The 26,230-nt window shown below is 62.4% G+C and carries 33 protein-coding genes, 1 pseudogene, 1 riboswitch and 1 other annotated feature; of the genes and pseudogenes, 13 read left to right on the top strand and 21 right to left on the bottom strand.

Features of this window, described 5'->3' with window-relative positions; translation table 11 throughout:
* Positions 1 to 11 precede the first annotated feature (11 nt).
* Positions 12 to 722: an SDR family oxidoreductase gene (locus tag Q0877_RS12620; protein WP_299168296.1), complete on the top strand. Its 711-nt coding sequence runs from the start codon at positions 12 to 14 to the stop codon at positions 720 to 722.
* On the opposite strand, the gene Q0877_RS12615 is transcribed toward Q0877_RS12620, so the two are convergent.
* Positions 688 to 1,851, bottom strand: a complete 1,164-nt coding sequence (locus tag Q0877_RS12615) for a glycosyltransferase family 9 protein (RefSeq protein ID WP_299168294.1) — start codon at positions 1,849 to 1,851, stop codon at positions 688 to 690. The genes Q0877_RS12620 and Q0877_RS12615 overlap by 35 nt on opposite strands.
* Before the next feature lie 24 nt (positions 1,852 to 1,875).
* Positions 1,876 to 2,073 (bottom strand): DUF1508 domain-containing protein, encoded by a 198-nt coding sequence (locus Q0877_RS12610; protein ID WP_299168291.1) that lies wholly within the window; start codon positions 2,071 to 2,073, stop codon positions 1,876 to 1,878.
* Between the two features lie 166 nt (positions 2,074 to 2,239).
* Here Q0877_RS12610 and Q0877_RS12605 point away from each other — a divergent pair, with 166 nt between their 5' ends.
* The 6 genes from Q0877_RS12605 to Q0877_RS12580 all read left to right on the top strand — a co-directional run bounded on the left by Q0877_RS12605 (position 2,240) and on the right by Q0877_RS12580 (position 6,270).
* The gene (locus Q0877_RS12605) at positions 2,240 to 2,449 is read left to right on the top strand and encodes a hypothetical protein (RefSeq protein WP_299168288.1); all 210 of its coding nucleotides are present in this window, start codon (positions 2,240 to 2,242) and stop codon (positions 2,447 to 2,449) included.
* A 5-nt stretch (positions 2,450 to 2,454) separates the two neighbouring features.
* Positions 2,455 to 2,682, top strand: coding sequence for a hypothetical protein (locus Q0877_RS12600; RefSeq protein WP_299168284.1), 228 nt, complete (start codon positions 2,455 to 2,457; stop codon positions 2,680 to 2,682).
* A 39-nt stretch (positions 2,683 to 2,721) separates the two neighbouring features.
* Positions 2,722 to 3,657 carry an NAD(P)/FAD-dependent oxidoreductase gene (locus Q0877_RS12595; RefSeq protein WP_299168282.1) on the top strand — a complete coding sequence of 312 codons (936 nt, stop codon included), beginning with the start codon at positions 2,722 to 2,724 and terminating at the stop codon, positions 3,655 to 3,657.
* Between the two features lie 88 nt (positions 3,658 to 3,745).
* Positions 3,746 to 4,675, top strand: a complete 930-nt coding sequence (locus Q0877_RS12590; protein WP_299168280.1) for a Rieske 2Fe-2S domain-containing protein — start codon at positions 3,746 to 3,748, stop codon at positions 4,673 to 4,675.
* Between the two features lie 119 nt (positions 4,676 to 4,794).
* The gene (locus tag Q0877_RS12585; protein ID WP_299168277.1) at positions 4,795 to 5,625 is read left to right on the top strand and encodes an NlpC/P60 family protein; all 831 of its coding nucleotides are present in this window, start codon (positions 4,795 to 4,797) and stop codon (positions 5,623 to 5,625) included.
* A gap of 162 nt (positions 5,626 to 5,787) precedes the next feature.
* Positions 5,788 to 6,270 carry a M23 family metallopeptidase gene (locus tag Q0877_RS12580; RefSeq protein ID WP_299168275.1) on the top strand — a complete coding sequence of 161 codons (483 nt, stop codon included), beginning with the start codon at positions 5,788 to 5,790 and terminating at the stop codon, positions 6,268 to 6,270.
* A gap of 74 nt (positions 6,271 to 6,344) precedes the next feature.
* Here Q0877_RS12580 and Q0877_RS12575 read toward each other — a convergent pair whose 3' ends face one another.
* From Q0877_RS12575 to Q0877_RS12565, 3 genes are read right to left on the bottom strand one after another with little or no spacing between them, the layout of a single operon-like run.
* Entirely contained in the window at positions 6,345 to 6,947 is a 603-nt protein-coding gene (locus Q0877_RS12575) for a DUF305 domain-containing protein (RefSeq protein WP_299168273.1), read from the bottom strand.
* A gap of 32 nt (positions 6,948 to 6,979) precedes the next feature.
* Positions 6,980 to 7,534: a DUF305 domain-containing protein gene (locus tag Q0877_RS12570; RefSeq protein WP_299168271.1), complete on the bottom strand. Its 555-nt coding sequence runs from the start codon at positions 7,532 to 7,534 to the stop codon at positions 6,980 to 6,982.
* 31 nt (positions 7,535 to 7,565) lie between these two features.
* Positions 7,566 to 7,976 carry a four-helix bundle copper-binding protein gene (locus tag Q0877_RS12565; protein ID WP_299168269.1) on the bottom strand — a complete coding sequence of 137 codons (411 nt, stop codon included), beginning with the start codon at positions 7,974 to 7,976 and terminating at the stop codon, positions 7,566 to 7,568.
* A gap of 937 nt (positions 7,977 to 8,913) precedes the next feature.
* Positions 8,914 to 9,116, top strand: a riboswitch (cyclic di-AMP (ydaO/yuaA leader).
* 3 nt (positions 9,117 to 9,119) lie between these two features.
* Here Q0877_RS12565 and Q0877_RS12560 point away from each other — a divergent pair.
* A complete protein-coding gene (locus tag Q0877_RS12560; RefSeq protein ID WP_299168266.1) occupies positions 9,120 to 10,016 on the top strand; it encodes a LysM peptidoglycan-binding domain-containing protein in 897 nt (298 codons plus the stop codon).
* A 183-nt stretch (positions 10,017 to 10,199) separates the two neighbouring features.
* On the opposite strand, the gene Q0877_RS12555 is transcribed toward Q0877_RS12560, so the two are convergent.
* Positions 10,200 to 10,766 (bottom strand): TetR/AcrR family transcriptional regulator, encoded by a 567-nt coding sequence (locus Q0877_RS12555; RefSeq protein ID WP_299168264.1) that lies wholly within the window; start codon positions 10,764 to 10,766, stop codon positions 10,200 to 10,202.
* 87 nt (positions 10,767 to 10,853) lie between these two features.
* Between Q0877_RS12555 and Q0877_RS12550 the strand changes: the two genes are divergently transcribed.
* The 4 genes from Q0877_RS12550 (at position 10,854) to Q0877_RS12535 (ending at position 13,646) form a co-directional block, all read left to right on the top strand.
* Positions 10,854 to 11,081 (top strand): hypothetical protein, encoded by a 228-nt coding sequence (locus tag Q0877_RS12550; protein ID WP_299168262.1) that lies wholly within the window; start codon positions 10,854 to 10,856, stop codon positions 11,079 to 11,081.
* A gap of 2 nt (positions 11,082 to 11,083) precedes the next feature.
* Entirely contained in the window at positions 11,084 to 11,602 is a 519-nt protein-coding gene (locus tag Q0877_RS12545) for a DUF2269 domain-containing protein (protein WP_299168390.1), read from the top strand.
* A 361-nt stretch (positions 11,603 to 11,963) separates the two neighbouring features.
* Positions 11,964 to 12,824 carry a F510_1955 family glycosylhydrolase gene (locus Q0877_RS12540; protein ID WP_367182174.1) on the top strand — a complete coding sequence of 287 codons (861 nt, stop codon included), beginning with the start codon at positions 11,964 to 11,966 and terminating at the stop codon, positions 12,822 to 12,824.
* Between the two features lie 72 nt (positions 12,825 to 12,896).
* Positions 12,897 to 13,646, top strand: a complete 750-nt coding sequence (locus tag Q0877_RS12535; protein ID WP_299168259.1) for a cytochrome c biogenesis CcdA family protein — start codon at positions 12,897 to 12,899, stop codon at positions 13,644 to 13,646.
* Between the two features lie 13 nt (positions 13,647 to 13,659).
* Here Q0877_RS12535 and Q0877_RS12530 read toward each other — a convergent pair whose 3' ends face one another.
* The 14 genes from Q0877_RS12530 to Q0877_RS12465 form a co-directional block, all read right to left on the bottom strand.
* Positions 13,660 to 15,093 (bottom strand): NADH-quinone oxidoreductase subunit N, encoded by a 1,434-nt coding sequence (locus Q0877_RS12530; RefSeq protein WP_299168257.1) that lies wholly within the window; start codon positions 15,091 to 15,093, stop codon positions 13,660 to 13,662.
* A 3-nt stretch (positions 15,094 to 15,096) separates the two neighbouring features.
* Positions 15,097 to 16,581 carry a NuoM family protein gene (locus Q0877_RS12525; protein WP_299168255.1) on the bottom strand — a complete coding sequence of 495 codons (1,485 nt, stop codon included), beginning with the start codon at positions 16,579 to 16,581 and terminating at the stop codon, positions 15,097 to 15,099.
* A 2-nt stretch (positions 16,582 to 16,583) separates the two neighbouring features.
* The gene (locus Q0877_RS12520; RefSeq protein WP_299168254.1) at positions 16,584 to 18,518 is read right to left on the bottom strand and encodes a proton-conducting transporter membrane subunit; all 1,935 of its coding nucleotides are present in this window, start codon (positions 18,516 to 18,518) and stop codon (positions 16,584 to 16,586) included.
* Complete coding sequence (locus Q0877_RS12515; RefSeq protein ID WP_299168253.1) at positions 18,515 to 18,817, bottom strand: NADH-quinone oxidoreductase subunit K; 303 nt, start codon at positions 18,815 to 18,817, stop codon at positions 18,515 to 18,517. Before Q0877_RS12515 ends, Q0877_RS12520 begins: the two co-directional genes overlap by 4 nt.
* Entirely contained in the window at positions 18,814 to 19,374 is a 561-nt protein-coding gene (locus Q0877_RS12510) for an NADH-quinone oxidoreductase subunit J (protein ID WP_299168252.1), read from the bottom strand. Before Q0877_RS12510 ends, Q0877_RS12515 begins: the two co-directional genes overlap by 4 nt.
* Entirely contained in the window at positions 19,371 to 20,312 is a 942-nt protein-coding gene (locus tag Q0877_RS12505; protein WP_299168251.1) for a complex I subunit 1 family protein, read from the bottom strand. The genes Q0877_RS12510 and Q0877_RS12505 overlap by 4 nt, the downstream gene beginning before the upstream one ends.
* Positions 20,305 to 21,582 (bottom strand): hypothetical protein, encoded by a 1,278-nt coding sequence (locus Q0877_RS12500; protein ID WP_299168250.1) that lies wholly within the window; start codon positions 21,580 to 21,582, stop codon positions 20,305 to 20,307. The genes Q0877_RS12505 and Q0877_RS12500 overlap by 8 nt, the downstream gene beginning before the upstream one ends.
* Positions 21,573 to 21,926, bottom strand: a complete 354-nt coding sequence (locus tag Q0877_RS12495; protein ID WP_299168249.1) for an NADH-quinone oxidoreductase subunit A — start codon at positions 21,924 to 21,926, stop codon at positions 21,573 to 21,575. Before Q0877_RS12495 ends, Q0877_RS12500 begins: the two co-directional genes overlap by 10 nt.
* 317 nt (positions 21,927 to 22,243) lie before the next feature.
* Complete coding sequence (locus Q0877_RS12490) at positions 22,244 to 22,492, bottom strand: SHOCT domain-containing protein (protein ID WP_299168248.1); 249 nt, start codon at positions 22,490 to 22,492, stop codon at positions 22,244 to 22,246.
* A 139-nt stretch (positions 22,493 to 22,631) separates the two neighbouring features.
* On the bottom strand, positions 22,632 to 23,594 hold the full coding sequence (locus Q0877_RS12485) for a M56 family metallopeptidase (RefSeq protein ID WP_299168247.1): 963 nt from the start codon (positions 23,592 to 23,594) through the stop codon (positions 22,632 to 22,634).
* Positions 23,591 to 23,968 (bottom strand): BlaI/MecI/CopY family transcriptional regulator, encoded by a 378-nt coding sequence (locus Q0877_RS12480; RefSeq protein WP_299168246.1) that lies wholly within the window; start codon positions 23,966 to 23,968, stop codon positions 23,591 to 23,593. The genes Q0877_RS12485 and Q0877_RS12480 overlap by 4 nt, the downstream gene beginning before the upstream one ends.
* A 286-nt stretch (positions 23,969 to 24,254) precedes the next feature.
* Positions 24,255 to 24,473, bottom strand: coding sequence for a hypothetical protein (locus tag Q0877_RS12475; RefSeq protein WP_299168245.1), 219 nt, complete (start codon positions 24,471 to 24,473; stop codon positions 24,255 to 24,257).
* Positions 24,473 to 24,694, bottom strand: coding sequence for a hypothetical protein (locus Q0877_RS12470; RefSeq protein WP_299168244.1), 222 nt, complete (start codon positions 24,692 to 24,694; stop codon positions 24,473 to 24,475). Before Q0877_RS12470 ends, Q0877_RS12475 begins: the two co-directional genes overlap by 1 nt.
* The gene (locus tag Q0877_RS12465) at positions 24,691 to 24,960 is read right to left on the bottom strand and encodes a hypothetical protein (protein WP_299168243.1); all 270 of its coding nucleotides are present in this window, start codon (positions 24,958 to 24,960) and stop codon (positions 24,691 to 24,693) included. Before Q0877_RS12465 ends, Q0877_RS12470 begins: the two co-directional genes overlap by 4 nt.
* 315 nt (positions 24,961 to 25,275) lie before the next feature.
* Here Q0877_RS12465 and Q0877_RS12460 point away from each other — a divergent pair.
* Positions 25,276 to 25,539 (top strand): annotated as a pseudogene (locus Q0877_RS12460) (IS1380 family transposase); the annotation flags it as partial.
* A 191-nt stretch (positions 25,540 to 25,730) separates the two neighbouring features.
* Positions 25,731 to 25,863 (bottom strand) — a sequence feature (AL1L pseudoknot).
* Here the strand turns inward: Q0877_RS12460 and Q0877_RS12455 are convergent.
* Positions 25,821 to 26,230 (bottom strand): transposase (locus Q0877_RS12455; protein ID WP_299168242.1); only part of this gene is annotated, 410 nt, incomplete at its 5' end. (Overlaps the previous feature by 43 nt.)

Raw genomic sequence — 26,230 nt, 5'->3', positions numbered from 1 at the left:
GAAAGGACAACATGTCTGTATCTGACAAGAGCACCTTCAACCCCGGCCGAGTGCTGGTCACCGGCGGCGCGTCCGGTCTGGGAGCCGCGATCGTTGCCCGCGTGCTCGACGCCGGCGGTACCCCGGTTGTGCTGGACCGGGACATCAGCAGCGTCTCCGGCGTGAAGGCTCTGGAGGTCGACGTCGCGGACCGCGAAGCAGTGACTGAGGCCGTGCAGCAGGCGGCGGACATGCTCGGCGGCCTGGACGCCGTCGTCACCGCTGCTGGGATCGACCGCTGCGGCCGGCTTGAGGATGTGGCGGCAGGGGAGTGGGAGAAGGTGCTCGCCGTAAACCTCACCGGAACCGTGTCCACTGTGCGCGCCGCGCTGCCGTACCTGAAGACGACGCACGGACGGGTGGTCACCATTGCCTCGACCCTGGGCATCCGGGCAGTTGCGGATGCCACCGCGTATTGCGCCTCGAAGTTCGGAGTCGTCGGTTTCAGCCATGCGCTGGCGGCGGAGATGGCGGGTGAGGTGGGAGTGACCACCATGATTCCCGGCGGTATGGAGACCAAGTTCTTCGACGACCGGGATGAGAAGTACAAGCCGCAGGACAACTCGCGGCTCAATGACCCCGCGCGGGTGGCTGACGCGATTCTTTTCGCACTGTCACAGCCGCGCGGCTGCGAGGTCCGGCAGATGCTTATCTGCCACGAAGAAGAGGGGTCGTGGCCGTAAGGTCGCAAACGTCGTCGTAGACCGCATCGGGCTGGATCTGCTGGACGAACGAGTAATCGTGCTCGCACCGTTCAGCGGTCCAGCCCACCTGTGTGACGTCGATACCGCACACCGCGCACTGTGTGGTCCAGGCCAGGTGCACGCGGTGCAGAACGCGACCCATGGCTCCCGCGTTGATGATATTGCCGATCCAGTAGATTCCGACGGTGGGAGTGCCCACCGCCTGCGCCAGGTGCCGTGGCCCGCTGTCATTACCGACGACGACGGTCGCCGCCGACAGTACGCCGGTCAGTTCGCTGAGGGACAGCTTGCCGGCGAGCGAGCGGATGCTCGCACTATGCGTCCCTGTCTCTGGCAGCGCCTGCCGGACGATTTCGGCCGCCAGCGGTGCATCGCCGTCGTCGCCCACCAGGATCACATCGCTGCCGTCACTGGCCGCCCGCGCGGCAACAGTCGCAAACGACTGGGTCGGCCAACGCCTGCGCGGATCGGTAGCGCCCGGATGAATCACGACGATGGGCCGGGTTCCCGTGCCGATGAGCTGCAGGCCTGCAGCCTTTTCCTGGTCCGTGACCGTCAGCTGCGGTTCGAGCGAGACCGGGGCAGCTCCCGCGAGTCCCACCACTTCGAGTGACCGCAGGAACTCGTTCTGGTGGTAGATGTAGGGCGCGGTGCGCTCCAACCCGACCGCGTCGGGGGTTTTGGTGCCGACAGTGTGCCTCGCGCCGAGCTTGAGGAGGAACGGGTTCGAGTTGCGGCCGCCGCCGTGAATCTGGACGGCAAGGTCGAACTGGCGGGAGCGCATTGAGGCGAAGAAGTCAGCCGTGGCTTTTCCGTCTTCCGGACCGGGGCGTACCCCGGAGGCATACGGGAGAATTTCAACCTCGGAAACCGGGCCGGGCCTGTTTCGCAGGAGCTCTGCGTGCAGCGGAATGCCCAGCAGGGTGACCGAGGCTTCGGGGTACGCAGTGGCCAGGGCGCTCAGGGCGGGGTAGGCGAACATCAGGTCGCCGAGGCCTCCGCCCCGCAGGACAGCGATGCGCTCAACGTCCGGGAACTTCTCTAGAAGCGGGCCGACGCCCGTTCCCATTGCTGCGGACTGCGGGTTGGCGGCCAGGCTGTTGGGCATTGTCACCTCGGGATCGGAAGGTAGTTACTCGGTCTGGTCGCCGTCGGTCTGATCACTGATCAACGCGGTTGATGCGCAGTCGCGGATTCCGTTGATGCCCGAGACGGCTGTTGCCTTGTTGTCGTAAGGCTCGCTGGTCATCAGGGTTGCGCCGTCGTCGCCGGTCAGGCGGAAGCGGTAATTCCTGCTGTCGTCGAAATAGAGTACAAACTTGCCCGCCATCTGGGGGACTCCTTCGTCGTGCGGTGTCTGGTTTGTGCTTATCGTAGATTATCAGTGTGCTTACCAAAATGGCGGCCGGCGATCATCGACAAGACGAAGATAGTAAGCATACTGTGTATTGATGAGGGGCGATCTGCTCCGAGGCTCGAGCAGAAGGAGACTGATCATGGCAAAGCACAAGCTATGGGCAATGGCAGCCGCGGCAGGAATCAGCGCCGTACTGCTGTCCGGGTGTGATGATCCGGGTGGAGGAGACTCACCCGAAGAGGTCGAAGAGACCGAGTTCGACGACAACAACGGTATTGACGACGATCTCGAGGACGGCGCGGACGGTGACGAGCAGCCCTCGGATGTAGCTACTGAACCTTCGGAGTGATACCCATGACCACAGACGCTCATCCTGAGCCGACCAGTGCCGATCCTGCCGAGACGCAGGAAGAAACGGTCGAGGAAATCGCGGAGGACGTGCGTTCCGAGATCCGATTGGGTCACGTAGAGGACGACGTCACGCATGTCCTTGAGGAAAGGCTCGACGAAGCCGGAGTGCACCTGCGCCCCGAGAAGGTCGATGACCTGGCCGAGGACATCGAGAATGATGTCTCCACCTAGCGCCCGGCGCCGGACCCGCCTCCGAATGCAGCGGCCTGCGTGAACGGCGCGGACACCTATGACGTCGTGATCATCGGTGGCGGCGCTGCCGGCCTCAGTGCCGCCCTGCTGTTGGGACGGTCCCGGCGGCGGGTCGCCGTCGTCGACGCGGGGAAGCCGCGCAACCTCCGGGCGGAGCACATCCACGGGTATCTCACGCGCGACGGTATTCCGCCCGCGAAGTTCCTCGAGCTGGCCCGCGAGGAGGTTCGAAGCTACGGCGTCGAGCTCATCGATGCCACAGCGGAGGAGGTCTACCCCGATCGCAGGGTGTGCCTGGATGGCGGCCGGATCCTGGCTGCCCGGCAGATCATCCTCGCTTCCGGTTTGCGGGATGTGCTGCCGGACTTGGAGGGCGCCCACGCCCAGTGGGGCAGGGGCCTGTTCCAGTGCCCGTACTGCCACGGATGGGAGTACCAGGGGCGGGCGCTTGCTGTACTCGGTACTGGTGCGTCTTCGGTCCAGCAGGCACAGCTGGTCCGGCAGTTCTCCAGCGACGTAACGCTGTTCATCCACGAGATGGCAGACCCGGACCCTCAAACTGCCGCTGACCTTGCATCCTGCGGCGTCAAGGTTGTGCGCGGACGGGTACGTGCCCTGGTTGCGGGCCCGGAATCGCTCACCGGCGTCCGGCTGGAGAACGGGGAGCTTGCGGCGTGCGAAGCCCTGTTCTACGAGCCGGGCGCAACTGTCGACACTTCCATCGTGAAGACCCCGAACTGCCGGATGTCGGAGAACGGCTGCGTCAGCACAGACGGGATCGGACGCACCAGCGTGGAGGGAGTGTGGGCGACCGGGAACGCGGCGGATCCGGCTGCTCAGGTCATCGTTGCTGCCGGCGACTCTTACCGGGTGGCGGTGGCGGTGAACGCGAAGCTGATCGAGGATGACCTGGCGAAGGCTCGAAACACAACGGCCGTCAGTCCAACAAAATAAGCGTGCTTGCTGCTTCCCCTTCCCCAGGCGCTGGGCTAGCGTCGAAGCATCTGCTGCTCACAGTCCGGAAGGAGTGGTTGTCATGGACATGGCCACCATTAATGATTCGCTGGATAACGTCATCGGGCGCGTGGAACGGGCTGAGTTCCTTGACCGCCCGGCCGATGCGTTGGCAAACCTCGTGGGCACCTGGCTGAAGCCCGGTCCCGTCAAGAATCTCCTCAGCGGCACCGGAACGGGGCATCCGGCGCATCCCATCCTGATCCTGCTTCCCTTGGGTTCGTGGGCATCGGCCTTTTTCCTCGATTTTGTGGGCGGAAAGGACGACGGCACTGCGACGGCGGCGCGCCGGCTGATCGTGATCGGAAACCTCAGCGCCCTGCCAACAGCACTGACCGGCCTCAGCGACTGGGCCGACACACAGGGAGCTGAACGGAGGGTGGGCTTCGTCCACGCAGCGCTCAACGTCACTGCACTCGGGATCTTCACTGCCAGCGCAGCCGCACGTGCAACCGGGGCCCGCAAAGTAGGGGTCCTGACGGCGGCACTTGGCATGGGCCTGGTCTCAGCCTCCGGTTGGCTCGGCGGGCATCTGGCGTACGCGCGCGGCGTCGGAACCGATACCACTGCGTTCGAGGTGGCACCGACTGACTGGACCGATGTGGCAGCGCTCGACGAGGTTACTGACAAGCCGATGTGCGTGGACGCCGGCCGCGTAGCGGTGCTGCTTGTCCGCCATGACGGAGAACTGCGGGCCATGTCAGACCGCTGCACCCACCGCGGCGGACCCCTGCATGAAGGAACTATCGTGGACGGCTGCGTTGAATGCCCCTGGCACGGCAGCCGCTTCCGGCTGTCGGACGGACAGATCGACCGAGGCCCGGCAACCAGGCCGCAGCGGGGGTTCGAGGTACGCGTACTGGAGGGCAGGGTACAGGTCCGGCCGGTTGCAGATCCGGGCAGCCTCCGGTCCGAGCCGGTCACCGGTAGCGCGGGCACAAAGGAAAGGGCTAGCTAGCCCGGAGTTTTCATCAACGTGGGGCTGAGGGGTGTGTTTGGAGACGATTTCACGGCCGGGTGACTCCCATCCGAACCCTACAGCTAACCCCGCAGGCGTTGGGAGAAGGTACTCGATTCATGTCCACTTGGCATGCCCCCGCGCGCCATCGCGCAGTCCCCGCCCAGACCAACACGTTGGCTGTCATCTCCAAGGCTGTCTCCTCCAATATGGGCTCTGCAGGCCGCCAGGCTGCAGTGATCACCGCAGCTTCCGGTCTCATTCTCAGCGCTGGCCTGCCGGCCCAGGCGTTGGATGCACCGCAGCGTCAGGTGAGCACCAGTTCACTGGTCGCCACCGTGGAAACCGAGCCGGTGTCCGCGGACACATCGGCCGCTATCTCCTTCGAACGCGAAGCCGTCACCGCTTCCCCCGCTCCCGTGGTCGCTGAGCCGGCTCCTGTTGTCCAGCACCCGGCCCCCGAAACCGAGGCGTCACTGGCAGCTGTACAGACGGTGAAACCCGCCACGGTACAGCAGTCCCCCGCCGTGCAGGAAGTGGCACTGCAGGCCGCCGCTGCGCCTCCCGCCGCTTCGGCTCCGGCTCCTGCGCCTGCGCCCGAGCCGAAGCCGGCTCCTGCGCCTGCAGCCAGCAGCAGTGTTGGTGCCGCGCTCGTAGCTTCGGCCTACGCACAGATCGGCCGTACCCAGGACTGCACCATCCTCGTCGAGGTCGCACTGCGATCCATCGGCAAGTCTGTCGGCGACCTCGGGCCCGAGCAGTTTTGCCAGTACGGGACCGTTGTCGGCTCACCAGCCCCGGGTGACTTGGTCATCCGGCCCGGCCACATCGCTATCTACGTAGGTAACGGCCAGGTCATCAGCAGCGGCATGAACGGTGTCAACGACACCCTCCTGCACCCACTGAGCGATCTCCCCGGATCATCATCCTTCGTCCGGGTCAACGGCTAACAACCCCACAAGCCGGGCAGGAAAGGGCCAACAGGGCGACCGCGAACCGCCCCAAAGCTTTTTATCTACCCGCACAGCGTTGAGGCAGACCCGAAGGCCAGAGTCGATTTCAGCCGCGCCGCAGTGCCCGGTGCTGCCTCCACTGAGCCGGCGTCCGAGCCGGTGAATTCATCCCACTTTCTAGCCGATGGTCTCATCGAGACGCCCCCCGGCGATGAAGTGGAGGATGAAGCTGCTGCCGAACCTGCTGAACAGTCCGGACTCGGCGCGCCGCTGGCCCAAATGACCACCGTCTCGACCTTCGGATATCGCACCAACCCACTGACCGGGGTCCCAGGGGAGATGCACACCGGCATCGACCTGACCGGCTCATGTTCCACTCCCGTCATGGCCGCTGCCAGCGGAGTCATCACCGAAGCCGGATGGAGCCCCTACGGTGGCGGCAACCGCATCGTCATTGACCACGGGGACGGGCTCCAGACCACCTACAACCACCTCGCCACCATTGCCGTCAGCGTAGGCCAAACAGTTGCCCGGGGAGCCGTTGTGGGCGGAGTTGGAACTACCGGCAACTCCACCGGCTGCCATCTACACTTCGAAGTCATGATCAACGACGCGCTCGTCGACCCCGGCACCTGGTTCTAATTCGCGGCCAAGCACGAGGGGCCGGGGAAGTCCCGGTCCCTCGCGTTATGCCTGTTTCCTGGTGGTATGGTGCTTTAGACCGTACCGGAGGGACGGCCGCCCTGCCGGTCGTACCATTCCTCCAGCCAGGACTGCATCTGCCCAATCTCCTCCAACTGGGTCTGGCGGATGGTTCCGCAGAGGGAGAGCAGCTCGGGGTGGCCGGCGTTCTCCAGGCAGGTCCCGCTCTCACGGACCGCGGCCCAGTGGTGCCGGATCATCGATTGCATGAAACGGATCTCGTACTGTGCGCCGGTGAAGTTCTCCATCCGCTGCATCGACTGCATGTCACCGGTGCTCAGCTGAGGGGTGTAGGAGATGCCGTACCAGTCCTGCAACCATCCCTGCATCATCTCGACCTGAGCTGACTGGGAGGCGATGATCGAACTGCACAGCTGCACCAACTCATCGTGGGTTGCTTTCTCCAGGCAGGTCTGGCCCATCATGATCGCCATGGTGTGGTGATCGATCATGTTCTTCAGGAAATCCACTTCGTAACTGGCGACCTGCTCACTCTGGGCCGGCGCATCAGCCAGAGCTGGCGAGGCCACTGCCAGGCCAGTACCAGTGAACGCCCCGGCGGTCAGGGCAGTTGCCGCTGCTACGGCTGAAACGTTCCGCTTGTTGATGTTCTTCATAGGCTTTTACACTCCTTGAGGATGGGGGCGGATCAGTCAGCTGCGTACCGGTCGAGGATTGATTGCATCTGACTAATCTCCTCCTGCTGGGTCTGGACGATGGCATCGCAAAGTTCCACGATCTCCGGGTCAGTGATGTTTGATTCCTGGCATACGAGGATGGCCCTCGAGTGGTGCGGGATCATTGACTTCAGGAACTGCTCGTTTCCGACGAACGTCTCGGTCCGCCCAAGGGCCAACGTGCTCCCGAACAACAGGACGAAACCGGCGAGCAGTGCGATGTTCACCTTGGTGCTCTTGAACATCGACCACATGCCCACCACCATGACCACCGCCATCGCGGACACCATGACAAGGGCCATCCAGAAGTTGCTCAGGTTGAAATAGAAGTGGTCGATCGATCGGACCATCGACATTGACAACACCCACATCAAGCCCAGGCTGACGAGCAGGATCACGCCGAATTTGACGTACATCCTGCCCATTCCGTGCCCTTCGTGGCCGGTGTCGTGCCGGTTCCCCTGCGGGTCTGACTCTTTCTCGGGTCCATCCTGCCCGCGTGGCGATTTCTGCGGCGAACTGCTCACCGGTTCCTCCTTCCGCTACGGTTTCACAGAACTAGCTGAGGGTCGCGAGCAGTTCCTCACAGGCCTTCTCACATCGGCGGCACGCTTCAGCACAGATCCGGCAGTGATCATGCATGTCGGCGTGCTGCCCGCATTCATCCGCGCAGGCCTTGCACGCGGTGCGGCATGCTTCCACGATCGCCCTAGTCAGGTTTGCGTCGTAGCCGGTGTGCCGGGACAGCACGTTCCCGGTCGTGGCGCAGATATCCGCGCAGTCCAGGTTGGTGCGAATGCACTTGGTCAGCTCGGCGACCATGTCCTCGCTCAAGCAGGCATCTGCGCAGGCGGTGCAGGTCTGGGCGCATTCGAAGCAGGCTTCGATGCACGCAGCGAGTTTTTCCTTGTCCACTTCTCCCAGATCCTTCGGGTAGGTATCGAGCATGGACGTCACATGATGTGTCATTGGGTTTCTCCCATTATCGGTGAAGGCTGACAGATACAGCCCTGTTGGTGAAGTGTTGTCGCGGGGAAGGTGTGAGCCCGCGTCCAGCCGACATGTCGGCGAAAAGAAAGTATTGAACTACCGCCTGCCCGATGCTTGAACCGGGGGCGTGGAGGGACCCTTCGGCCTATGTGCGACTGATGGATAGCGCGGTCAAGGACGGGGTCAAGTGCTCCAGCTTTTCCAGCGTTGGACCAGGCTGGGCAGGAGGCATCAGAGCAGCAAAAGGGAGCTGACTAGCGGGAGCGCTGAAGTTCGCAGGATCGTCGCCGAGGACAGCGCGGTGCGAAGGAGCGGCCGCTTCGGAAGTATCTGCACGTTGTTGGCAACAGGGCACCGTGGCCGGAGACCCTACGGAACCATCAGATGCCTCCACAGGGAATGCTTCGCCAGCTACCGCGACAGGCGCCGTGTCCACCACCATGCCCATTGTTCCTCCGGGCCCGTCGCTCATCTGCAGGCACAAAGCCGCAGCAGCCGAGGTGGAAAACGCCACCAACAGCGAGAAGACCAGCATCACCTGCAGCACCGTTCGAACGGTGCCATGTAGGCGAACGCGTGCTCGCTGCGAAATGGTGTGCCCTCCCGAACGACTCCTCTAGCTGTCCCACCACCCTAATAAATACTAAGCATGGTGACCAGTGCCGGTCCCTACTCGTCGGATTAGCCGAAAGGCGATGCCCGCGAAACGCGCGCCCCAGGGCCCGTAGTTGCAGACCCACGTCGTCTGGAAATCCGCAAGTCGGCTGAAAAACGCTGGAGGAGGAACCTGCACCACACTGCAGCTAGAGGGTCAGCGCACAGGGGAGCGAACAGCGGATTCGTTACCTGAACGTGACATTTCATACCTAAGGGGGGTATTCTCGTGAGGTATTCCCGGCACCAGTCGAGAATATTCCTGTGCAGAATGCCGAGTCCTGCCGCTGCCCGGGATCCGTCCGTAATTCCGTTCGGCAGGAACGGGGGACCCACAGATCGACGGGCCATCACATGGCCCTTGGGGTTAAGACGTTTCTGCTTCCGTCCCGGAATACGAGAAACGACCGGGTGACTCCCATCCGAACCCGACAGCTCACCCCGCAGGCATGGGAGAGGCAATCACGCATGTCACGCAATATTCCGGCGCGCCACCGCGCCACCGTCAACCACTCGATCGTCCTTGAGGGACTGTCCCACTCGACCAAAGCCGGTGCCGTCGCACTGGGTAGGCCGGCCATTATTGTCGCAGCAACCGGTGGTCTCGTCGCCGGCGTGGGGGCGCCTGCGCAAGCGGGAACCTACGCCCAGGAAGCAACTACCACAGCCACCCAGGCGCCGGTCTCCGCCCCAGCCGCCGAAGTTTCGGCTGCATCCTCGGCTTCGGTTCACACCGTGGTTTCCGGTGACACCATGGGGGGCATCGCAGCCCGCTACGGCGTCGAACTCAACACCCTGCTTGCCCAGAACAACCTGTCCTACGCGTCGATCATCTACCCCGGACAGCAGGTCACAGTGTCGGGCGCAGCAGCCGCGTCGACCGATGCTCCGGTAACGGCAGCCCCGGTAGCCGCAGCCCCTGCCGCCATCCCGGAAGCGGCACCGGCGAACCAGGTTTCCTACACAGTGGGCAGCCAGCAGGAAGCCCGTATCTCCCTGGCCTCAAGCAGCATCACTCCGGCCCAGCAGTCAGCTCCGGCTGCTTCCTCAAGTGGTGTCGGTGCCGCTCTGGTTGCCTCGGCGTACGGCCAGCTTGGTTCCATCCAGGACTGCACCATCCTTGTTGAGGTTGCGCTGCGCTCCATCGGCCTCAACGTAGGCGATCTTGGGCCAACCCAGTTCTACCAGTACGGCACCGTCGTCGGGACCCCAGCCCCCGGTGATCTGGTCATCCGGCCCGGTCACATAGGAATCTACGTCGGCAACGGCGAAGTAATCAGCAGTGGAATGAACGGTGCAAACCTCACCATCAAGCACCCACTGTCCGACCTCGCAGGCTCGTCCTACGTACGAGTCAACGGCTAATCTCTAGGCCGTTTCCCTAATCTGGAAGAGCAGCAGGCACCTTAGAACGGGGGTGCTTGCTGCTCTTTCTTTTGCCCACGACGTGGAAGTACTCCGCCGGCGTTCAAATGTCCAGCACGAACCGGCCTAACCTTCACCGGGATCAAAACGAGCCCACCTGGAATGAAACCCACCCAAGGGATCTCAGGTATAGATTCCTCGTACCGTGACCGCAACAAGGCACGGAACTGCGTCCCGGGAGGAGAGCGATCGGGCGGAGCTCAGGGCCTCGATGCAATACCTGGCAAGGTCCGCCGGGTCCATCGCCAAGTCCGCGGCACTCTCCTGAGCGTCCGCACGGATAAGGTCCGCGATGAAGGCCTCAAGGTGCTGATGCGCATGATCGATATGAGTGGCCCGATGCAGGGCCGGGGCAGACGCGTCGTGGCTCGGCCTGTCATAGACGATCAGCGCGTAGGCCTCCAAAACGGCCTGCAACGGCCGTCCCGTCCCCGCTGCTTCACTTCGGATCTTATCGAGCCCGGCCAGGTGCTCACCGACCTGACGTTCGTGCCAGGCAGCCAGCAGCGTCTCAACGTCAGGGAAGTACTTATACAGTGTTGCCCGGGTGACCCCCGCGTGATCGGCGACCCGGGTCATCGACACACCGGAAAAACCTGCCTCTGCGATAAGGACTGCCACAGCATCCAGGACGGCCGCCCGGACTGCGTGTCGGTGACCCTCCACCGTGTCGGTCCAGAGCTTCGGCATACCACCAATGTACTGCCCGCCGCGACCCGACAGACTTTGCTATACACTCCGTATAGATACGCGTTGTTGCAGGAAGGGGTTCCAACCATGGATACTCATGCGGATCGCGAGCAGGAAAGCCACACCCCGCCCATGCAGAATCGCCCAGGGGTGCCCCGATGGGTGGCAATCTTCACCCTCATCGCCCTCGCGGTGGTAGTGGTTCTCGTGGTCGTGATGCTCCTCGGCGGAGAACACGGCCCCGGCATGCACTCTGCGATCTCCGGGGATCCACAGCACGCCATCGCCCTGTACGCCGAGAACATCCCGTCGTGATCATGCCGCCGCGGCTGCGCAAGGCTGCGCTGGTGGCCCACGTCGCTTCCTCCGTCGGGTGGCTGGGTGCCGTGGTGGTATTCCTTGCCCTGGCCATCACCGGGTACACCACCGCGGACGCATGGGCCATGCGCGCCGCCTACACGACCATGGAAATCATTGGCTGGGGCGCACTGGTCCCCTTGAGCGCTCTGACACTGCTCACCGGGATCATCCAGGCACTGGGAACATCGTGGGGCCTCATCAGGCACTACTGGGTGCTCATCAAACTGCTCATCACCGTCGTGGCCACGGCAATCCTCCTGCTGTACATGGAGACTCTCTCCGTCCTCGCCGGCGCCGCGGCACGATCAACATCAGACGGAACGGTCCCGGATCTCCTTCCAAGCTTCTCTCCGGTCCTACATTCCGCAGCTGCTCTGATTGTTCTCCTCGTCGCTTTAGGGCTTTCAATCTACAAACCGCGCGGGCTCACAGGGATCAGCGTCACCATGTTCAGAGCCGCGAGACAGCGACGGTAGCGGGACAGCGCGCACCCTGAGCAGTAGACGCCACGTCATGTCACGGACATAAACTCCAGTGGGTAATTCAGGTGTTCCTCTTGTCCAGAGGACAGTTCCTCCGGCTGGCGCATCCGCCCGCTTGAACCTCGTGCACGGGAGTACTGGATTACCTGCACACCGGCTGATATCCCATATTCAATCTCACTCACGTCGTCGCCGTCACAGGCGCCATCCCCTTGCGCTGGTTGCGCTGGGATGTGACGGTGGCATTTGGATCAGACCCAGATGGAATACTACTCTTCTTAGTATAAACAGCGGGCGTTGATCCGTAAGTCCTTGGGAAACTGAGGGCGTCACCGTTCAATCCGAAGGGTCCACCGTGCACATTAAAAAGAAGATAACCGTCGGCTGGCTGGCGGTTACGGTTCTGGCTGTTACGGCTTGCGGGCAACAAGCAGGGGAAGAAACCGTCGGCATCGAGACTAGCGCTGGCAACCCTTTCGGGCATGTTCACGGTTTGAGTTTCGTGGAGAGTAGCCAACAGTTGCTCCTGGCTACACACGAGGGCCTTTTTGATGTCACCGATGAGTCGATTGAAAAGGTAAGTCCAACTCTTGATTTGATGGGATTCGCCGAAGCTAGTGCAGACCTCTATTACGCTTCCGGGCACCCGGGACCAGGAAGCGAGCTGCCGAATCCGCTCGGGCTGGTTAAGTCCACCGACGGGGGGGAAACATGGCAGGAGCTGTCTCGTCAGGGTGAGTCAGACTTCCACACCATGACTGTTTCGAGCGAAGGAATCTTCGGCTTCGATGGGACACTACGCTTGACGGGCGACGGGGAAGAATGGACTGAAGTCGAGGCACCCTTCCAACCCGCGAACCTTTCGGCTTACGTTGATTCCCCTGCTGTTCTGGCGACCACAGAGGAGGGCGTCCAACGATCCACCGACGGCGGGCTGACGTGGGAGTTGTCCGCCGACTCTCCGGTGCTGCTGCTGACTACTTTCGCGGATGAGGCCACTGTTGCCGGTGTCAGTCCAGATGGTGTCATTTACACCAGTCAGGATGCTGGACAAACCTGGGAAGAAGCCGGCGGGACAACAGCGGCACCTGCGGCTCTCGCCGCCACCACTGAAGGTGAGAACGGTCTTCGCGTTTGGGTTTCGACGGAGAAGGGCATTGAATACTCCGAGGACGGTGGCGCTTCCTTCACCACGACCGTGCGTGCAGGCCAATAGTCCTTTGTATGACCTTCGGCGCCGACGTCTAGCCTCCCGCAGGCCGCATTTCACAAACTACCCTCACTTCGCATGACCATCGGGGAGTTCTTCGCAGAGTCGGTGCAGTCCGGCGCTCTCTTAGTGGCTATTCCCTTGGCGTTGGTTGCGGGGATAGTCTCCTTCATCTCTCCGTGTATCCTCCCACTGGTGCCTGGGTACCTCGGATATGTCTCCGGCTTGACTGACCCTACTGCGGCCGCCAACCGCCGCAAAGTGCTCACCGGTGTCGGTCTATTCATTCTGGGTTTCGCGCTGGTCTTCACTTTTTACGGTGCAGCGTTCGGTCTCATCGGCGGCTGGATGCTCCGGTGGCAGGATCTGCTGATCCGCCTCCTCGGCGTGTTCGTGATCGCGATGGGTTTGGTCTTGGTGGGTCGGATATCCCTCCTACAACGAACCCTGAAGCTCTCTTGGAAACCCCGGGGTGGTATCGCCGGTGCTCCGCTACTTGGCATCGTCTTCGGCTTGGGTTGGACACCCTGTATGGGTCCGACCCTCAGCGCAGTGCTGGCCCTGAGTACCACTACCGGAACCGCCTGGCGCGGGGCGCTGCTCGGGTTTGTCTACTGTCTCGGACTCGGGATCCCATTTGTTTTGGTTGCCCTCGGGTACGGCTGGGTTTCCAGGACCCTACACTTCGTTCGCCGACACATTCGCGTCTTCAATATTGTGGGCGGCTCACTGTTAGTCGCTGTAGGTGTTCTCATGGTTTCGGGGATCTGGACGGTGTGGATTTATCAGCTACAGAATCTTTCCGGGACCTTCCTTACACCCGTCTGACAATCACATAAGTTCATCGGATGAGGGGTCCCTCGAAAAGGGGTAGCAACAGCCCGGAGAGAGTTCCCATGACGATGACGACTACCGCCGCTGCATATGCTGATTGAGTAGCCCAGCGGCGTGGCTGAGGGCTGATCGCTTGCCCTGCCGCTGGTGCAGATGTGCGCTGGAACGCAGGCACGATCCACCGCAGGTAGTAGAACAGACTCGCAACCGTGTTGATCGCGGCTATGGCAACCAGCCAGGCCAGACCTCCATCCCAGGCGGCCGTGAATGTCGTGAGTTTCCCAAAGAAGACCGCCGTCGGGGGAGTGCCGACCAAGCTCAAGAGGCTCACGACCAGGGCGACTGATAGCCAGGGATTTTCTCGGGCCAGCCCCCTGTACTTCTCAAGAGGGGTCCGCCCTGTTGCCGCAATGACGGCGAATGCACCCAGGTTTGTGACCGCGTAGCCTGCCAGATATAGGAGCAGTGACGGCAGCGCGAGGTCAGCCAGTCCTGCGACGGCGACGGGCAGCAGCAGGTAGCCTGCCTGGCTGACGGTTGACCATCCCAGCAGGCGCCGCGCGTCCGATTGGGTGAACGCAGCGAAGTTTCCGAGCGTCATGCTCGCTGCCGCCAGCAGCCCAATCAGGAGCGGCCAGTTCACCGATGGTGGGATTACCAGCAGGAGCCGGTAGATCGCCACGAGTGCACCGATCTTGGGCACGGTCGTGAGGAACGCAGCGGCGCTCACGGTCGATCCTTGAGCAGCGTCAGGAACCCAGAAATGGGCTGGAACAGCCCCTGCCTTGAATACCAGACCGGTCAGGACGCCCACCAAACCCAGCGCGATCACGCCGGCAGGCATGTCAGCCAGCTCGGCTTGAAGCGTTGCGTATGCTGTTCCACCTGCCAGTGCGTAGAGGAGGGTTACCCCGAGCAGCAACGCAATGCCGGAAAAGGCTCCTAACAGATAGGTTTTCATTGCTGCTTCGGCCCCAGTGGCGGACCTGTTCATGCCGATCAGGGCGTACAGCGGGATACTGGCCAGAAGGAATCCGACAGCCAGGATCAGTAAGTCGCTGGTGCCCGACATCACCATGGCACCCAGGGCTGATAGCAGCATCAGGGCATAGGTTTCACTCTCTTGCGGTCCAGCGGTGAGTTCCTCCACGCCAAGGACGATGACCAGTACCGTGGCAAGGCAGATGATCAGGCGCGCCGCATTGGTTCCAACGTCAACGGCGAAGCTACCCTCGAACACTGTCCGCACAGGCTGGGCGAAGGCTAACCCTGCTAGTGCAGCGCTGGATAGGAGGGCGGCGATCGCGATGACACGACTGATCCACTGTCGGTCGCGGCGCAGGAACGAGCCACTCAAGATGGCCGCGATTGCGCCGACGAGCACGATCATCTCCGGGGCGACGGCCAGGAATTCCATGCCCGCCCCGTTATCCATCTCCATGGATTACCGCCCGAGAAGAACGACGACGGTGCTGGCTGCGGGTTCGATGAGATCCAGCAGCGGACGCGGGAACACCCCTATCAGGAGGGCCAGCAGCAATAACGGGCCGACAGAGAACAGTTCACGGGTCGTGAGGTCGGTGACTGCATGCGTTTTCTTTCCTGCGCTTCCGGTGAGCAGGCGCTGGAGGGCGAGCAAGAACAGGGCAGCGGTGATGAGAATTCCAGGCAGGGCCAGCGCAGTGAGAGGGACGGTTCCAATGCTGCCAGCGAAGATTTGGAATTCGGCGATGAAGCCGCTGAATCCAGGTAGGCCCAGCGAGGCGAACGCGCCCACGGCGAAAAGGGCGGCGAACTTCGGTGCCTGCCCGGCCAAGCCTCCGTAGGAGCCCATGTCGTATGTGCCGGCGCGCTCGTGCAGCACACCGGCGAGCAAGAAGAGCGCTGCAGTAATCAACCCGTGGCTGACCATCTGCGTGAGGGCTCCTGTGACAGCGACTTCGCGGGCGGGGCCGCTGCCGGCGACGCCGACTGCGCCGACTGCTAGGACGACGTATCCCATGTGGTTCACCGAAGTGTAGGCGATCATCCGTTTCAGATCGGTTTGGGCGAGGGCCACTAACGCTCCGTACAGCACCGAAATTATTCCTATTGCGATGATGAGCCAGGACCAGGCCCGCCACGCTTCGGGGAGCATCGGCATGGCAATGCGCACGAAACCGTAGGTTCCCATCTTCAGCAGGATCCCGGCGAGCACAGCAGACCCGATTGCCGGGGCGTCGGTGTGGGCTGGCGGCAACCACGTATGGAAGGGGAACGTTGGGGTTTTGATGGCCAGACCGAGCAGAATCGCTCCAAGCACCCATCCGCCGGCCATCGGGTTGCCATCAAGAGGCGCGCTGGCAGCAAGTTCGACCATGTCGAAGGTATGAGGCTCGGCGTAAAGATAGAGGCCGATAAATCCGAGCAGCAGCGCCAACGACCCGAGGAAGGTGTAGAGGAAGAACTTCAGCGCTGACCGTGCGGCGTTTCCGTGTCCCCATCCGGCGATGACGAAGTACATGCCCACGATGGACAAGTCGAAGAACAGGAAGAACAGGATAAGGTCCTGGGCGGCGAACAAGCCCAGGCAGGAGGTTTGCAGGAACAGGAACAGGGCTGCCTGGATCCGGGGGCGTTGATCTTCTTTCAACGCATACACCGCGCAGGCAAGGAAGACGACGACTGTCAGTGCCAGGAGAGGCAGGGATAGCCCGTCCACGCCCACGTGGTAGCTACTACCCACGTTCGGTATCCACTTGACTTGCTCCTCGTATCCCAGCTGCCCGGCCGCTGGTGTCCGGTACCCAAGCCACATCACCCCGACCAGGGCAGCGTCGATAGCAGTAATCAGCACCCACGCCCACCGTGCGGTCCTGTCGGGAATCTTCGGGAATGCTGCCAGCACGACGGCTGCGAAGAGGGGCAGGAAAACAACGAGACTGAGCACGGTCACCTCACGAGAAGTAATAGGACAACGGCCGCGGTAAGTACCACCACAGCCTGGGCGTAGTAGTGGTGGAGCTGCCCTGTTTGCGGACGACGGGCGAGAGAACCGAAGCGCCGCGCCGCCCTCGCCGTGGCCTCCACTGCGGCATCAACCCCTCCAGCGTCAGCACGGGCGCTAACGTCCGCAGCACGCAAACCCGCGGTGGAAATACGATCCACCGCGGTGTCGAGAACCGCGTCGTCGACGCGGGCAGTACGCTTCGCGGCCGCTTGAGTGAGCTTGGCTGAAGCCCACACTCCCCGGTCGAGGATATGGTCATCGAATCGTGCCAGGAGGCCGGCCAACCCGACGACGGGACGCACCATCAGGAGGTGGGCGGCACGTTCGAGTCCGAGCCAGTCCGACGCCCAGCGGGGCTCGGGAGTCCTGAACCGGGCCACGAGAACAATGACGACCGCGGCCAGGACCGTGGACACCGCCAGTTCTATCCATCCCGATTCCGGCACCGGTTCCCGGTTCAGAGCACTGCGTAATAGATCACCCACCGGTGGCAGGGCCAGTGCTCCGAGGACCGCCGCTGCCATTGCCAGGACGACCAGCGGTGCCTTCTCCCACCTTCCTATGTGCCGGGTTCCGTGCTCCTCGGTGTCGTACTGGTCCTCGGCGCCTGCTGCCATAGGCCGCCACACCATGATCAGTATCTTTCCTGCGTACGCAGCCGAAACTAGCGCGGCGGCAAGCCCGACTCCATACAGGGCGAGCGACTCTTCCAAAGCAACCACGAGGACCGCGTCTTTGGTCGCCCACAGCGACAGCGGGGCCACTCCGGCCAGGCTCAAGGCGGCCACCGCGAAGGTCACGCCGACCAGAGGCCACCGCCGTCCAGCCCCACGAAGCGCACCCAGTTGCTTGGTCCCCAATGCGGTAAGCCACGCCCCGGCAGCAAGGAACAACGCCGCTTTCGTCGCCGCATGCGCCACCAGGTGCGCGGTTCCGCCTGCGATCGCACCGACCCCGGCAGCGAGCACAACGAATCCGAGTTGGGCGGCGGTTGAGGCGGCCAGGAGCTGTTTGAGGTCCCGCTGGGCGAGGGCGACAGCGCCCAGCACCAGGGCAGTCAGTGCGCCGGTCCAGGCCGCCGCGTGGGCAGCCCCGCCGGTTACCTCCAGTAGCTGTTCGGTGCGCAGCAGCAAATACCCGCCCATAGCCACCATCGCCGCCGAATGCAACAGTGCGCTGACCGGGCTGGGGCCCTCCATGGCACGTGAGAGCCAGAAACTGAACGGCAGCTGTGCCGCCTTACCTAAAGCGGCGATCAGGATTCCTGCGGCAATGAGGTCCCGCCACCCGGGCGGTGCATCGGGAAGAGCCGTCAGTTCCATGCCCGTACCGGCTGCCAGGGCGGCGCCCGCCGCCGCATACAGGCCGAGGTCGGCGCTGCGCGTGACCAGGAACGCCGTCAGTCCGCCGCTGACCCGTTGCTGCTCGGACCAGCGGAATCCGATGAGGGCGTAGGACATGGCACCCATAAGTTCCCAGGCGAACAGCAGCGTCACCAGGGTGGTGGCGGTAACAGTTATGAGCACGGCTGCGGTGAACAGCAGCATGAAACCATGAAATCGGGCCGGTGGAGAAATTTCCCTCGCAGCTCCTTCCGCGGATGCGAAGACGAGCACCACCAGCGCCACCGATGCCACGGCCGGTAACACCACAGCGGAGAGCGCATCGACGGTGAGCCCGAAAGCCGCACCCTGAACGAAAGGCATCGTCGCCGTCGGCCTACTGAAAGCCGCACCGATGGCCAGCGCCGCCACAACGGTTGAGACTCCCAGTGAGACAGGTATGGCCGCCCTGTCCAGCCGCCGTCCACCCATACACAACACAGTGCCGCTAAAGGCTGGCAGGCCGATCAGGAACCACAGGACGATTCCGCTCATCCTGATAGGTCCGTGGCCATGTCGGTCATATCGGATTCCCGTGAGCGGTGCAGAAGTGTGGCTACAGCGAATCCCATCGCCATTTCCACCGTCATCGCCGTGATCACCACGAGCAGGAGCACCTGACCATCAGGGGCAGGAGCGAGGAACCACCACAGCCCGGCTGCCGCAAGGATGACGCCGTTGAGCATCAACTCCAGGCCCATCATCACCATGACCACGACCTGCTGTGACAGCGCCCCATAAAGGCCGACGCAGAATAACGCGGCCGAGGCAATCAACACAGCCTCCAACGTCATCGCGGACCGCCTTCCCCTGGCCCGGTCGGCGGTCTGCGACGCAAGTCATCGCCGAAGCGGTCGTACCGGCCCCGGGGATTAGCAAGGACGATCGCCGCTACGAGAGTGGCGAACAGTACGGGGCTCACAGTGAGCATGACCAGCATCTTGGAACCCATGATGGTTTCACCCAGTGACTGGGTGAGATCAACCGCCGGGGTGCCCCTGCGCTCAGGCCACGGCACCAGCAGGACCGCGGTAGCGAATCCCACGAATACCCCGCTGGCCAGAATGGCGGAACCCCGTTTGTTGTGCACCATGCTCATCGGCATCAGCGCCGGGTTCATCCCCATGAACATGATCATGAAAATGCCCATGATCGCCATTTCCATCACCATCATCAAGATAGTGATCACACCGATGTATTCGAGGTTGAACAGCAAAAGCATGACACCGACGGCCACGAAGGAAACCGCCAGCGCATAAGTGGCCCTGGCCATCGAATCAACCCGAAACACAGCAATCCCTGCGGCGGTCGCGACAACGGCCAGGAACCAGAAGAGCACAGCGCTGATCACAGGCCACCTCCGAGTGAGACGAGACTAACGAAGAGCACCTGCAACAACACCACCGGAAGCCCAATGACCCACGCCGCCTCCACTAGACGGTCAGGGCGCACTGCTGGGAGCAGCCGGCGTATATAGATAAATGCTGCCAGGAGGACCGCGGTTTTCAGGAAGGTCCATACCCACTCCGGGCCGAACGGCCCTGACCCCCCACCAAGGAACATCGGAACCGCAAAAGCCGCGCCCGCAGCCAAAAGTGCGTACCTGCCAGCCAGGACCAGGAATCTGTCGACGCTGGAGAGCTCGGTGAGGACACCGCCGGCGATGTCGCCGCCAGCCGCGGGTGAAAAGGGACCCCAGACAGAAAACGCGAGTACGGAGGCACAGAAAACCAGGAACGCCACCGGCATCCATACCGCGAACCACAGCCCCTGTTGGGCCACAACGACATCACTGACCCGTAGGCTTCCTGCAGCGACCGCCGGTGCTGTCAGTGCAAACATCAACGGAAGCTCGTAGGACAGCGCCTGGGCAAGGAACCGGTGCCCACCCACCAGCCCGTGCGCGCTGTTCGCGCCCCACCCGGTTAGCCACACCAGCGCCCACACCATGACGTCCATGGCATTGAACCAGGCCACGCCGACGGAAAGGTCAGCGACCGTCCACCGGCCAAAGGGCACCACCACAACCATCAGCAGCGCCACCACGAGCAGCCCCGCCCCGCCGACCCGCCAGAGTAATGGGTCCGAAGCAACGAGCACCCGCCGCCGTTGGCGCAGAAGACGCGCCGTTTCCCAGATCGGCTTCCCAACTCCGGCGAGCATGGACCGCCTATCGGAATGCGCGGCCAGGGCACCGTCGACACAGGCTCCTACCAGGGCCATCAACCCAAGCAGAACGGCAGCAACCACTACCCATCCCGGCGCTACCTCAACCAGACTTTCAACCATGATCGGTTCTTTCCACAAGGACAGGTGCGGCGTTGAGAACGGACGCGGCAACAACCAGTCGGGCAGCAGCAACATCGAGCCCGACTAGCCGCCCCACCAAATCGTGGGCGTGTACCTGTACCTGCTCACGCAGGGTCCCACCCGCCGCATATCCGCCCTGCTCTTCAGCCTCTGCTGCCCGGCAGACTTCGTCGAGGCTGCGGTACAAAGCCTCAAGCACCCCGTCTGGTTCCTTCAAGGACCACCTCAAGACCCGAGACCGGCGTACGCTCCGGTGAAGCCGAAACAACTGGCCGGCCGTCTCCTGCACCGACGCGCCGTCCAGCAACCTGTCACGGACGCCGAACGCCATGGTCGCTGCTCGAGACCACCCAGCAACCGCGAGTAGCCGGCCAATCCCATCACAGCGTCGAAGAATCCCATTGCGCCGAGCGGCGTCATCACCGTCGCCGGTTACTGCGGACTCGGGAGGAGAACCACCTGCTGGCAGGATCTCGACCGCTGCTTTAGTGATGACGTCTCCCTGGAGGGCACACCGAATCACCAGACCGGCTGGCCAATGCGGTAGTACAGGACCCAGAGGAACATTCAGAACATCCAGGTTCAGCCCATCCCGGTCAGGGCCCCCCTCAGCTGATCCGATCCCTCCGGGCATCATCATCTCCATGTCGCCGTGATCCATGTCGTCGTGGTTCATGGCTGAATGGTCCATATCCGCATGCCCCCCGGCTTCGGCATGAGGCTCGATGGGTTCACACCCGTCGGTGCCGTCATGCTCATGGCCGGCGGAGGAAGGATTCTCATCATGGTGCTGTGAACCTTCGTTCGTGTCCGAGGGAGTATCGGCGGCGCTGGCACTAACCGTGTGGTCCATACGGCCGGAGGAGGGGTCCGCGGTCCTTTCTCCGTCGCCTTCGGACGCCTTCTGTTTCCGTGAGACGGCGTCGCGGCGTTGCACGGCGCCGTCAAGGATCGTGATGACCGCTTCATCAAGCGCTGCAGAAGTAGCCTCTTCGTCCAGGGCCTCTACTCGGGCCCGAGGCCCAGGCAACTGTTCCCATACCCGGTCACATACGGAGGCGAGGTCCGCTCCAGGTACTCCGCAGACGAGCAGGACGTCCGCGTCAGCGGGCGATTCGGAGACCGCCCATCCTCGGGAACGCACTTCGGTTTCCACGCGCATCCTGGTCCGGTCCCACCCGGGGATTTCGACGATGAGGACATGCAGACGGTTCACGGCCGCACGGCTCAGCGCCCCTGCTAAACCCAACGGAGCGCTCCTTCACGCCAAGCCCAGACGACACCGGCCATCAGTACACCAAGAAAGATGAACATCTCCATCACAGCTTCAATTCCGCTGTCGGCCGCGACAACGGCCCATGGATACATGAAAAGCATCTCGACGTCGAAGGCCAGAAAGATCATCGTCAGTGGGTAAAAGCGGGCGTGATAGCGGGAAAGCGCGTGCTCTTCCGGCGTCCATCCGGACAGAAACGGCAGGTTCTCTATGGGTTTCGCCTCGACCGAGGTAGCCCTGTTGAGCAGATAAATACCTCCGACGAAGGCCGCTGCAACCAGAAGCATCATGAACACACTGAGATAGGTGGAGCTCATGTTCCCTCCCTGGGTGGTTCCTCTGCAATCTCATGTTCCTAGGCGGAGCTGCTGGTTCAATCGTTTCTCACTCAGCTCAGTTCAGCCTGTTCCGCCCGTCCGACCCTTTCGTCACCGGTACAGCATCGAACGATCTCAGTTCTACCCCGAGGTGACTCGGCTACGGTAGCCCAAACGTACCGAAATCAGGCGGATAGACGACCCCGGGAATCCCGTCGGCTCTCCTTCGAAAGAGGTGCGCGCGGTCCCTGAGGATTGTACCGGGAAGGCTAGAGTGCCGGGAGCAAGCATCTGCGGTTCCTTCCGTCGAGGATGGGTTACTGCTGGTCCAGCATGACTGAACGGCGCCGGTATTCCTCGTCGTCGATTTCTCCTCTGGCGAATCGGGCCCGCAGGATCTCGTGCGCCTCACCAGAACCGGATCCTCCACCCTTGGTTTGGGTGTTGCGTGCAGATTTCACCGCGAGAACGATCAGTGCTGTCGCCGCGGCTGCCAGGAGTAAAAACACCACAACAGACCAGATCACAGCCCACCCCATCATTCCGCCGCCCATCATTCCGCCCATGTTCCCGTCCTTTCCGTTTCGTACTTCAAATGCTCAAACCCTACTACTAAGGATTTTAGTAGTAGGGTTTCGCCAAGCACTGGTACTTCCAACGGCTTGCTTGACGATAGGTCCGCTGAAGACGTCCCCGCCGGGATCATTAGATGGAAGCGGGAAATCCGGTCGGGCAGGTCTGAGCGTAGGCCGTTGATACTGCTGGCGTAAGAGCAACGGCAGGGGGCAAGATGAGCATTGCGGCTGCTGCGGAAACAGCTACTAGCGCGTGCAGCCTGCCGAGCGGCGCTGAGGGCCAGGCCAGTCGGCGAACTCTGGCGAGTGCGCTGGTGCCTCCTGCACCCAACGCAGCAGAAGGAGCGGGTCCTGCTTCGGCCAAGCGCACCATAGCTGTTGCCACCGTAAGTCTGGCGTTGCTGCGGGCAGCCCGGTCGTCGGCGTCCATCTCGATCAGGCGTACTAGTTCGCTGTGTGCGATGCTGAACGCCGGCACTCGGGGAAAGGCGCGCTCGATTGCTTTCGCCGCCGCCACGACGACGTGGTGCCGCGCCCGTAAGTGCGCCTTTTCGTGGGCGATGACAGCAGCTCGTTGACCTTCATCCAGTGCGGCGAGTGCTGCAGATGTCAGCACGATCTCGTTGTTTCGCCCTGGGAGGCAGTAGGCGGCCGCCGTTTGATGGTCCACAACGAGGAAATGACCACTGGGATCCCTGCGTCCCAGCAGAGCCAGGGAGCGCAGCTGGCTCCGACGGGCCGTTCGTGCAGAGGTGAATTCCGAGAAGAGGCAGTACCCGGTGCGGGCCGTAACGGCTGCTGCTATGAGCGCGCCGGCGGTGGTGACCGCTGCTCCTCCTGGTGTGGAGTACTGCTCCTGAAGGACCGTGACGCAAGCACGCAGGAAGTCCGCCAAAGTCATGGTGAACGGCATGGCAGGAACCGCTAACATCACACCTGCGAGCACGACACTCGCGATGACAGTGACGGATAGCGACTGCCACACGATGATGCCGACCTTGGGTGAGCGTTCGGCCCACGTGCCCTTGCGTAGGAACGGTGCGGCTCCCGCTGCCGCCACGGCATAGGTGATGAGTAGGAGTGCCGCCGTCACTTACCGGCCTGGCTTTTGTCCTGCTCGGCGCGGTCCAAAACCGCCCTTAGCTGTGCGACCTCGTCAGCGGGTATTTGCTCAAGGAAGTGCAGAAGGGTCGCAGTGCGGTCGCTTCCGCTGGCGAGCACCTCTTGCATGTGCGCCGCGGCGTGCTGTTCCCGGGTTTGCGTCGGCCGGTAGCGGAATGCACGCCCGTCGGGTTCACGGTCAAGCAGGCCTTTGCGGTGAAGCGTGTCCATCACGGTCTTGACGGTCATGTACGCGATGTCGCGGTTCCGCTGGATGTCCTCGAGGATGTCGCGTACGGCCACCGGTCCGGAGCGAGACCACATCCGCTCCATGATCGCCGATTCGAGCTGGCCAAGACGGTGCATGCCAGATCCCTTCTGTCGTACTTGCAGCCCGCGTTCAATAGACAATCCTACCGCGCATAGTAGACGCCTGTGGCCGCCGTCGTGAAACCAGAGCCATGCCCAGAATCTCGTTTTTCCGGCTGAACGTGGTGGCGAAGAACGCAGGCAGCATGACCAACACGCACACGGGGCGAACAGCGCGATCATGCCCCCAAGAATGACGCCAATATGGTGGTGAATAGGAGTGTTTCCTCCACGCCTTACCCTTTCGACCCGCTCATGGGTGTACAAAGTGCCTTTGGCAGTCTCACAGGCGGGAGGATTGGTGCTGGCCGGTTTTGAGTGCCTCTACCTGTTCGCGCAGTCTTGTAAGCTCTTCCGCTTGCGCGGACGGCGTCTGCTCTCCGGCCTGCCGCGCTTGTCGGCCCAGGGTGCACTGTCCACGCCGCATGGGCCGGAGGCAAAAAAAGTATGTGAACACCAGCGACGCCAGCAGGACCACTACCGGCAGAATCAATTCGCTCATCAGAGCGTCGCTCTGGATTGAGAAGCGGAAGGCTCACCACCTGAATTCCTCTGGCCAGCGCGGAGCTGATCGACCTCTGCGCGCAACTTCACCAGTTCCGCCTCTTCAGTAGGCTTTGCCTGGGGCGGAGAACTTTTGCTACCCCGCATCATGAACCACATCATCAGACCCATGCCGACGGGGCAGGCCAGCAACGCGAATGCGTACAGTGCTTCGCTCATCGCAGTTCGCCTTCAACACTTCCCGCAACGCCCTGAGTCGGCATTCCTGCGGCAGGACCCATCATGTTTTCGTGCATCCGCATCATGCCCGGGTTGCCGTCCTTCATCAGTTCCTGCATTTGAGCCATCCCCGGATGGTGGTCGCCCATGACGGCATCCCGGTGGTTCTGAGAGTCCGACCCGCCGCCTGGGGTGGGCGCGGTGCCCGCAGATGCTGCTGCCGGCATGGCTGCTGCCATGGACAGCAGGCCTGTGCCCGCTGCCACTGTTATCCATTTTCCTAACCGCATGAAACGCTTCCTTTCATCGTGAAGTTAACTACTAGGTCCGATAGTAGCAGGGTACTAACTAAGTTAGTAGTTCGAACTGGATCGTAGCGACTCTTTACTCTCGAGTGGAGGTCAACCCCGCTTATGGGTCTAACGCCACATCCGCAGCTATTGGATGGAATAGTGCTTAGCCTGAATCCACCGGTGGGGTTGAGCGCCACTCGGCGTTTTAAACGGGAAATGCCCGTCTGATCAGGAAAAATAGTGTTTGTCGAGAACAATTATTTCAGCTATCAGAGGGGCATCCCGTAGATGCAAGTTTTCCATGCCCGTGGGGCGGTTTCCAGCGCCTTCGATGATCCGAATCTCGTGTCCTCGGCGGGACTGGTCCCGGTCATGGCCTTGGCGGCGGATACTGGGCTGGGCGGGCTGGTCGATGAGCATGTGAGGGTGCCGGAGTATTACGGGGCGAATGCCGGGCTGAAGGTTACGGCGCTGGTTGCCGGGATGGTCGCCGGCGCGGACTGCATTGACGATATGGGTGTCCTGCGCCATGGCGGAACCGGGAAATTGTTCACCGGCACCTATGCGACGGTGCAGCGGGCGACCGGGGATGTTCCTCCGATTGAGTTCGGCGTGGATCTTCCTGATCCCGTATACCCGCATCCTGGGGTGGGTGTGAATGCTCATGATGTGCTCCTTGAGGCAGGCGTCACGCCGCGCGCGGGCGCTGATGGGTCGATTCTTGAAGGCGTAGTAGGTCCCCGGGGCGATCTTGAGCCCGTAGTCCTCGGTCAGGACACGGCAGATCGGTTCGATTCCCCAGCGGTGCTTGTGCTCGTCGATGAAGGCGACGATCACTTCTGTGGGCGGTCGAACTCCGCCTTGGCGAAAAAAGCTGTCGCTGAGCGCAGGATCTCGTTCGATCGGCGCAGCTCGCGGTTCTCGGCCTGGAGCTGCCGGATTTGAACGGCGGCGTCCACCGACTCAACGGGGAGGTCGGCGTCTTCTGCCTTGCGTACCCAGTTACGCAGCGTCTCTTCGCCGAGGCCTGTCTGACCGGCGATCCGGGCGATCGCGCCGGAGCGAGTCGCGGGATCACGACGAGCCTCAACGGCCAACCGCGTTGCGCGTTCGCGGAGCTCTTGGGGGAATTTCGAGGTAGCCATGATGAGTGAGGAGATCCTTTCGGTCAAGTCCCGTGGAGTGGTGTAGCCGGTCTGTGGGTTTTCGAGGTTGTTGAGGGTTAGAAGTTGTGGTTCTCGGA

It is taken from the genome of uncultured Arthrobacter sp. (genome assembly GCF_947495145.1).
Classification (GTDB): domain Bacteria; phylum Actinomycetota; class Actinomycetes; order Actinomycetales; family Micrococcaceae; genus Arthrobacter_D.
This window is presented reverse-complemented; position numbering and strand designations above follow the sequence as displayed.

Bases quoted from the DNA above. Each gene is read 5' to 3' on its own strand.
- Q0877_RS12530 (WP_299168257.1), bottom strand. From the start codon at position 15,093: ATGGAGATGGATAACGGGGCGGGCATGGAATTCCTGGCCGTCGCCCCG.
- Q0877_RS12490 (WP_299168248.1), bottom strand. From the start codon at position 22,492: ATGGGCGGAATGATGGGCGGCGGAATGATGGGGTGGGCTGTGATCTGG.
- Q0877_RS12585 (WP_299168277.1), top strand. From the start codon at position 4,795: ATGTCCACTTGGCATGCCCCCGCGCGCCATCGCGCAGTCCCCGCCCAG.
- Q0877_RS12610 (WP_299168291.1), bottom strand. From the start codon at position 2,073: ATGGCGGGCAAGTTTGTACTCTATTTCGACGACAGCAGGAATTACCGC.
- Q0877_RS12505 (WP_299168251.1), bottom strand. From the start codon at position 20,312: ATGGTTGAAAGTCTGGTTGAGGTAGCGCCGGGATGGGTAGTGGTTGCT.
- Q0877_RS12560 (WP_299168266.1), top strand. From the start codon at position 9,120: ATGTCACGCAATATTCCGGCGCGCCACCGCGCCACCGTCAACCACTCG.
- Q0877_RS12620 (WP_299168296.1), top strand. From the start codon at position 12: ATGTCTGTATCTGACAAGAGCACCTTCAACCCCGGCCGAGTGCTGGTC.
- Q0877_RS12605 (WP_299168288.1), top strand. From the start codon at position 2,240: ATGGCAAAGCACAAGCTATGGGCAATGGCAGCCGCGGCAGGAATCAGC.
- Q0877_RS12495 (WP_299168249.1), bottom strand. From the start codon at position 21,926: ATGAGCTCCACCTATCTCAGTGTGTTCATGATGCTTCTGGTTGCAGCG.
- Q0877_RS12590 (WP_299168280.1), top strand. From the start codon at position 3,746: ATGGCCACCATTAATGATTCGCTGGATAACGTCATCGGGCGCGTGGAA.
- Q0877_RS12555 (WP_299168264.1), bottom strand. From the start codon at position 10,766: ATGCCGAAGCTCTGGACCGACACGGTGGAGGGTCACCGACACGCAGTC.
- Q0877_RS12480 (WP_299168246.1), bottom strand. From the start codon at position 23,968: ATGCACCGTCTTGGCCAGCTCGAATCGGCGATCATGGAGCGGATGTGG.
- Q0877_RS12475 (WP_299168245.1), bottom strand. From the start codon at position 24,473: ATGAGCGAATTGATTCTGCCGGTAGTGGTCCTGCTGGCGTCGCTGGTG.
- Q0877_RS12615 (WP_299168294.1), bottom strand. From the start codon at position 1,851: ATGCCCAACAGCCTGGCCGCCAACCCGCAGTCCGCAGCAATGGGAACG.
- Q0877_RS12565 (WP_299168269.1), bottom strand. From the start codon at position 7,976: ATGACACATCATGTGACGTCCATGCTCGATACCTACCCGAAGGATCTG.
- Q0877_RS12470 (WP_299168244.1), bottom strand. From the start codon at position 24,694: ATGAGCGAAGCACTGTACGCATTCGCGTTGCTGGCCTGCCCCGTCGGC.
- Q0877_RS12575 (WP_299168273.1), bottom strand. From the start codon at position 6,947: ATGAAGAACATCAACAAGCGGAACGTTTCAGCCGTAGCAGCGGCAACT.
- Q0877_RS12515 (WP_299168253.1), bottom strand. From the start codon at position 18,817: ATGACGTTGGAGGCTGTGTTGATTGCCTCGGCCGCGTTATTCTGCGTC.
- Q0877_RS12545 (WP_299168390.1), top strand. From the start codon at position 11,084: ATGCCGCCGCGGCTGCGCAAGGCTGCGCTGGTGGCCCACGTCGCTTCC.
- Q0877_RS12550 (WP_299168262.1), top strand. From the start codon at position 10,854: ATGGATACTCATGCGGATCGCGAGCAGGAAAGCCACACCCCGCCCATG.
- Q0877_RS12600 (WP_299168284.1), top strand. From the start codon at position 2,455: ATGACCACAGACGCTCATCCTGAGCCGACCAGTGCCGATCCTGCCGAG.
- Q0877_RS12520 (WP_299168254.1), bottom strand. From the start codon at position 18,518: ATGAGCGGAATCGTCCTGTGGTTCCTGATCGGCCTGCCAGCCTTTAGC.
- Q0877_RS12535 (WP_299168259.1), top strand. From the start codon at position 12,897: ATGACCATCGGGGAGTTCTTCGCAGAGTCGGTGCAGTCCGGCGCTCTC.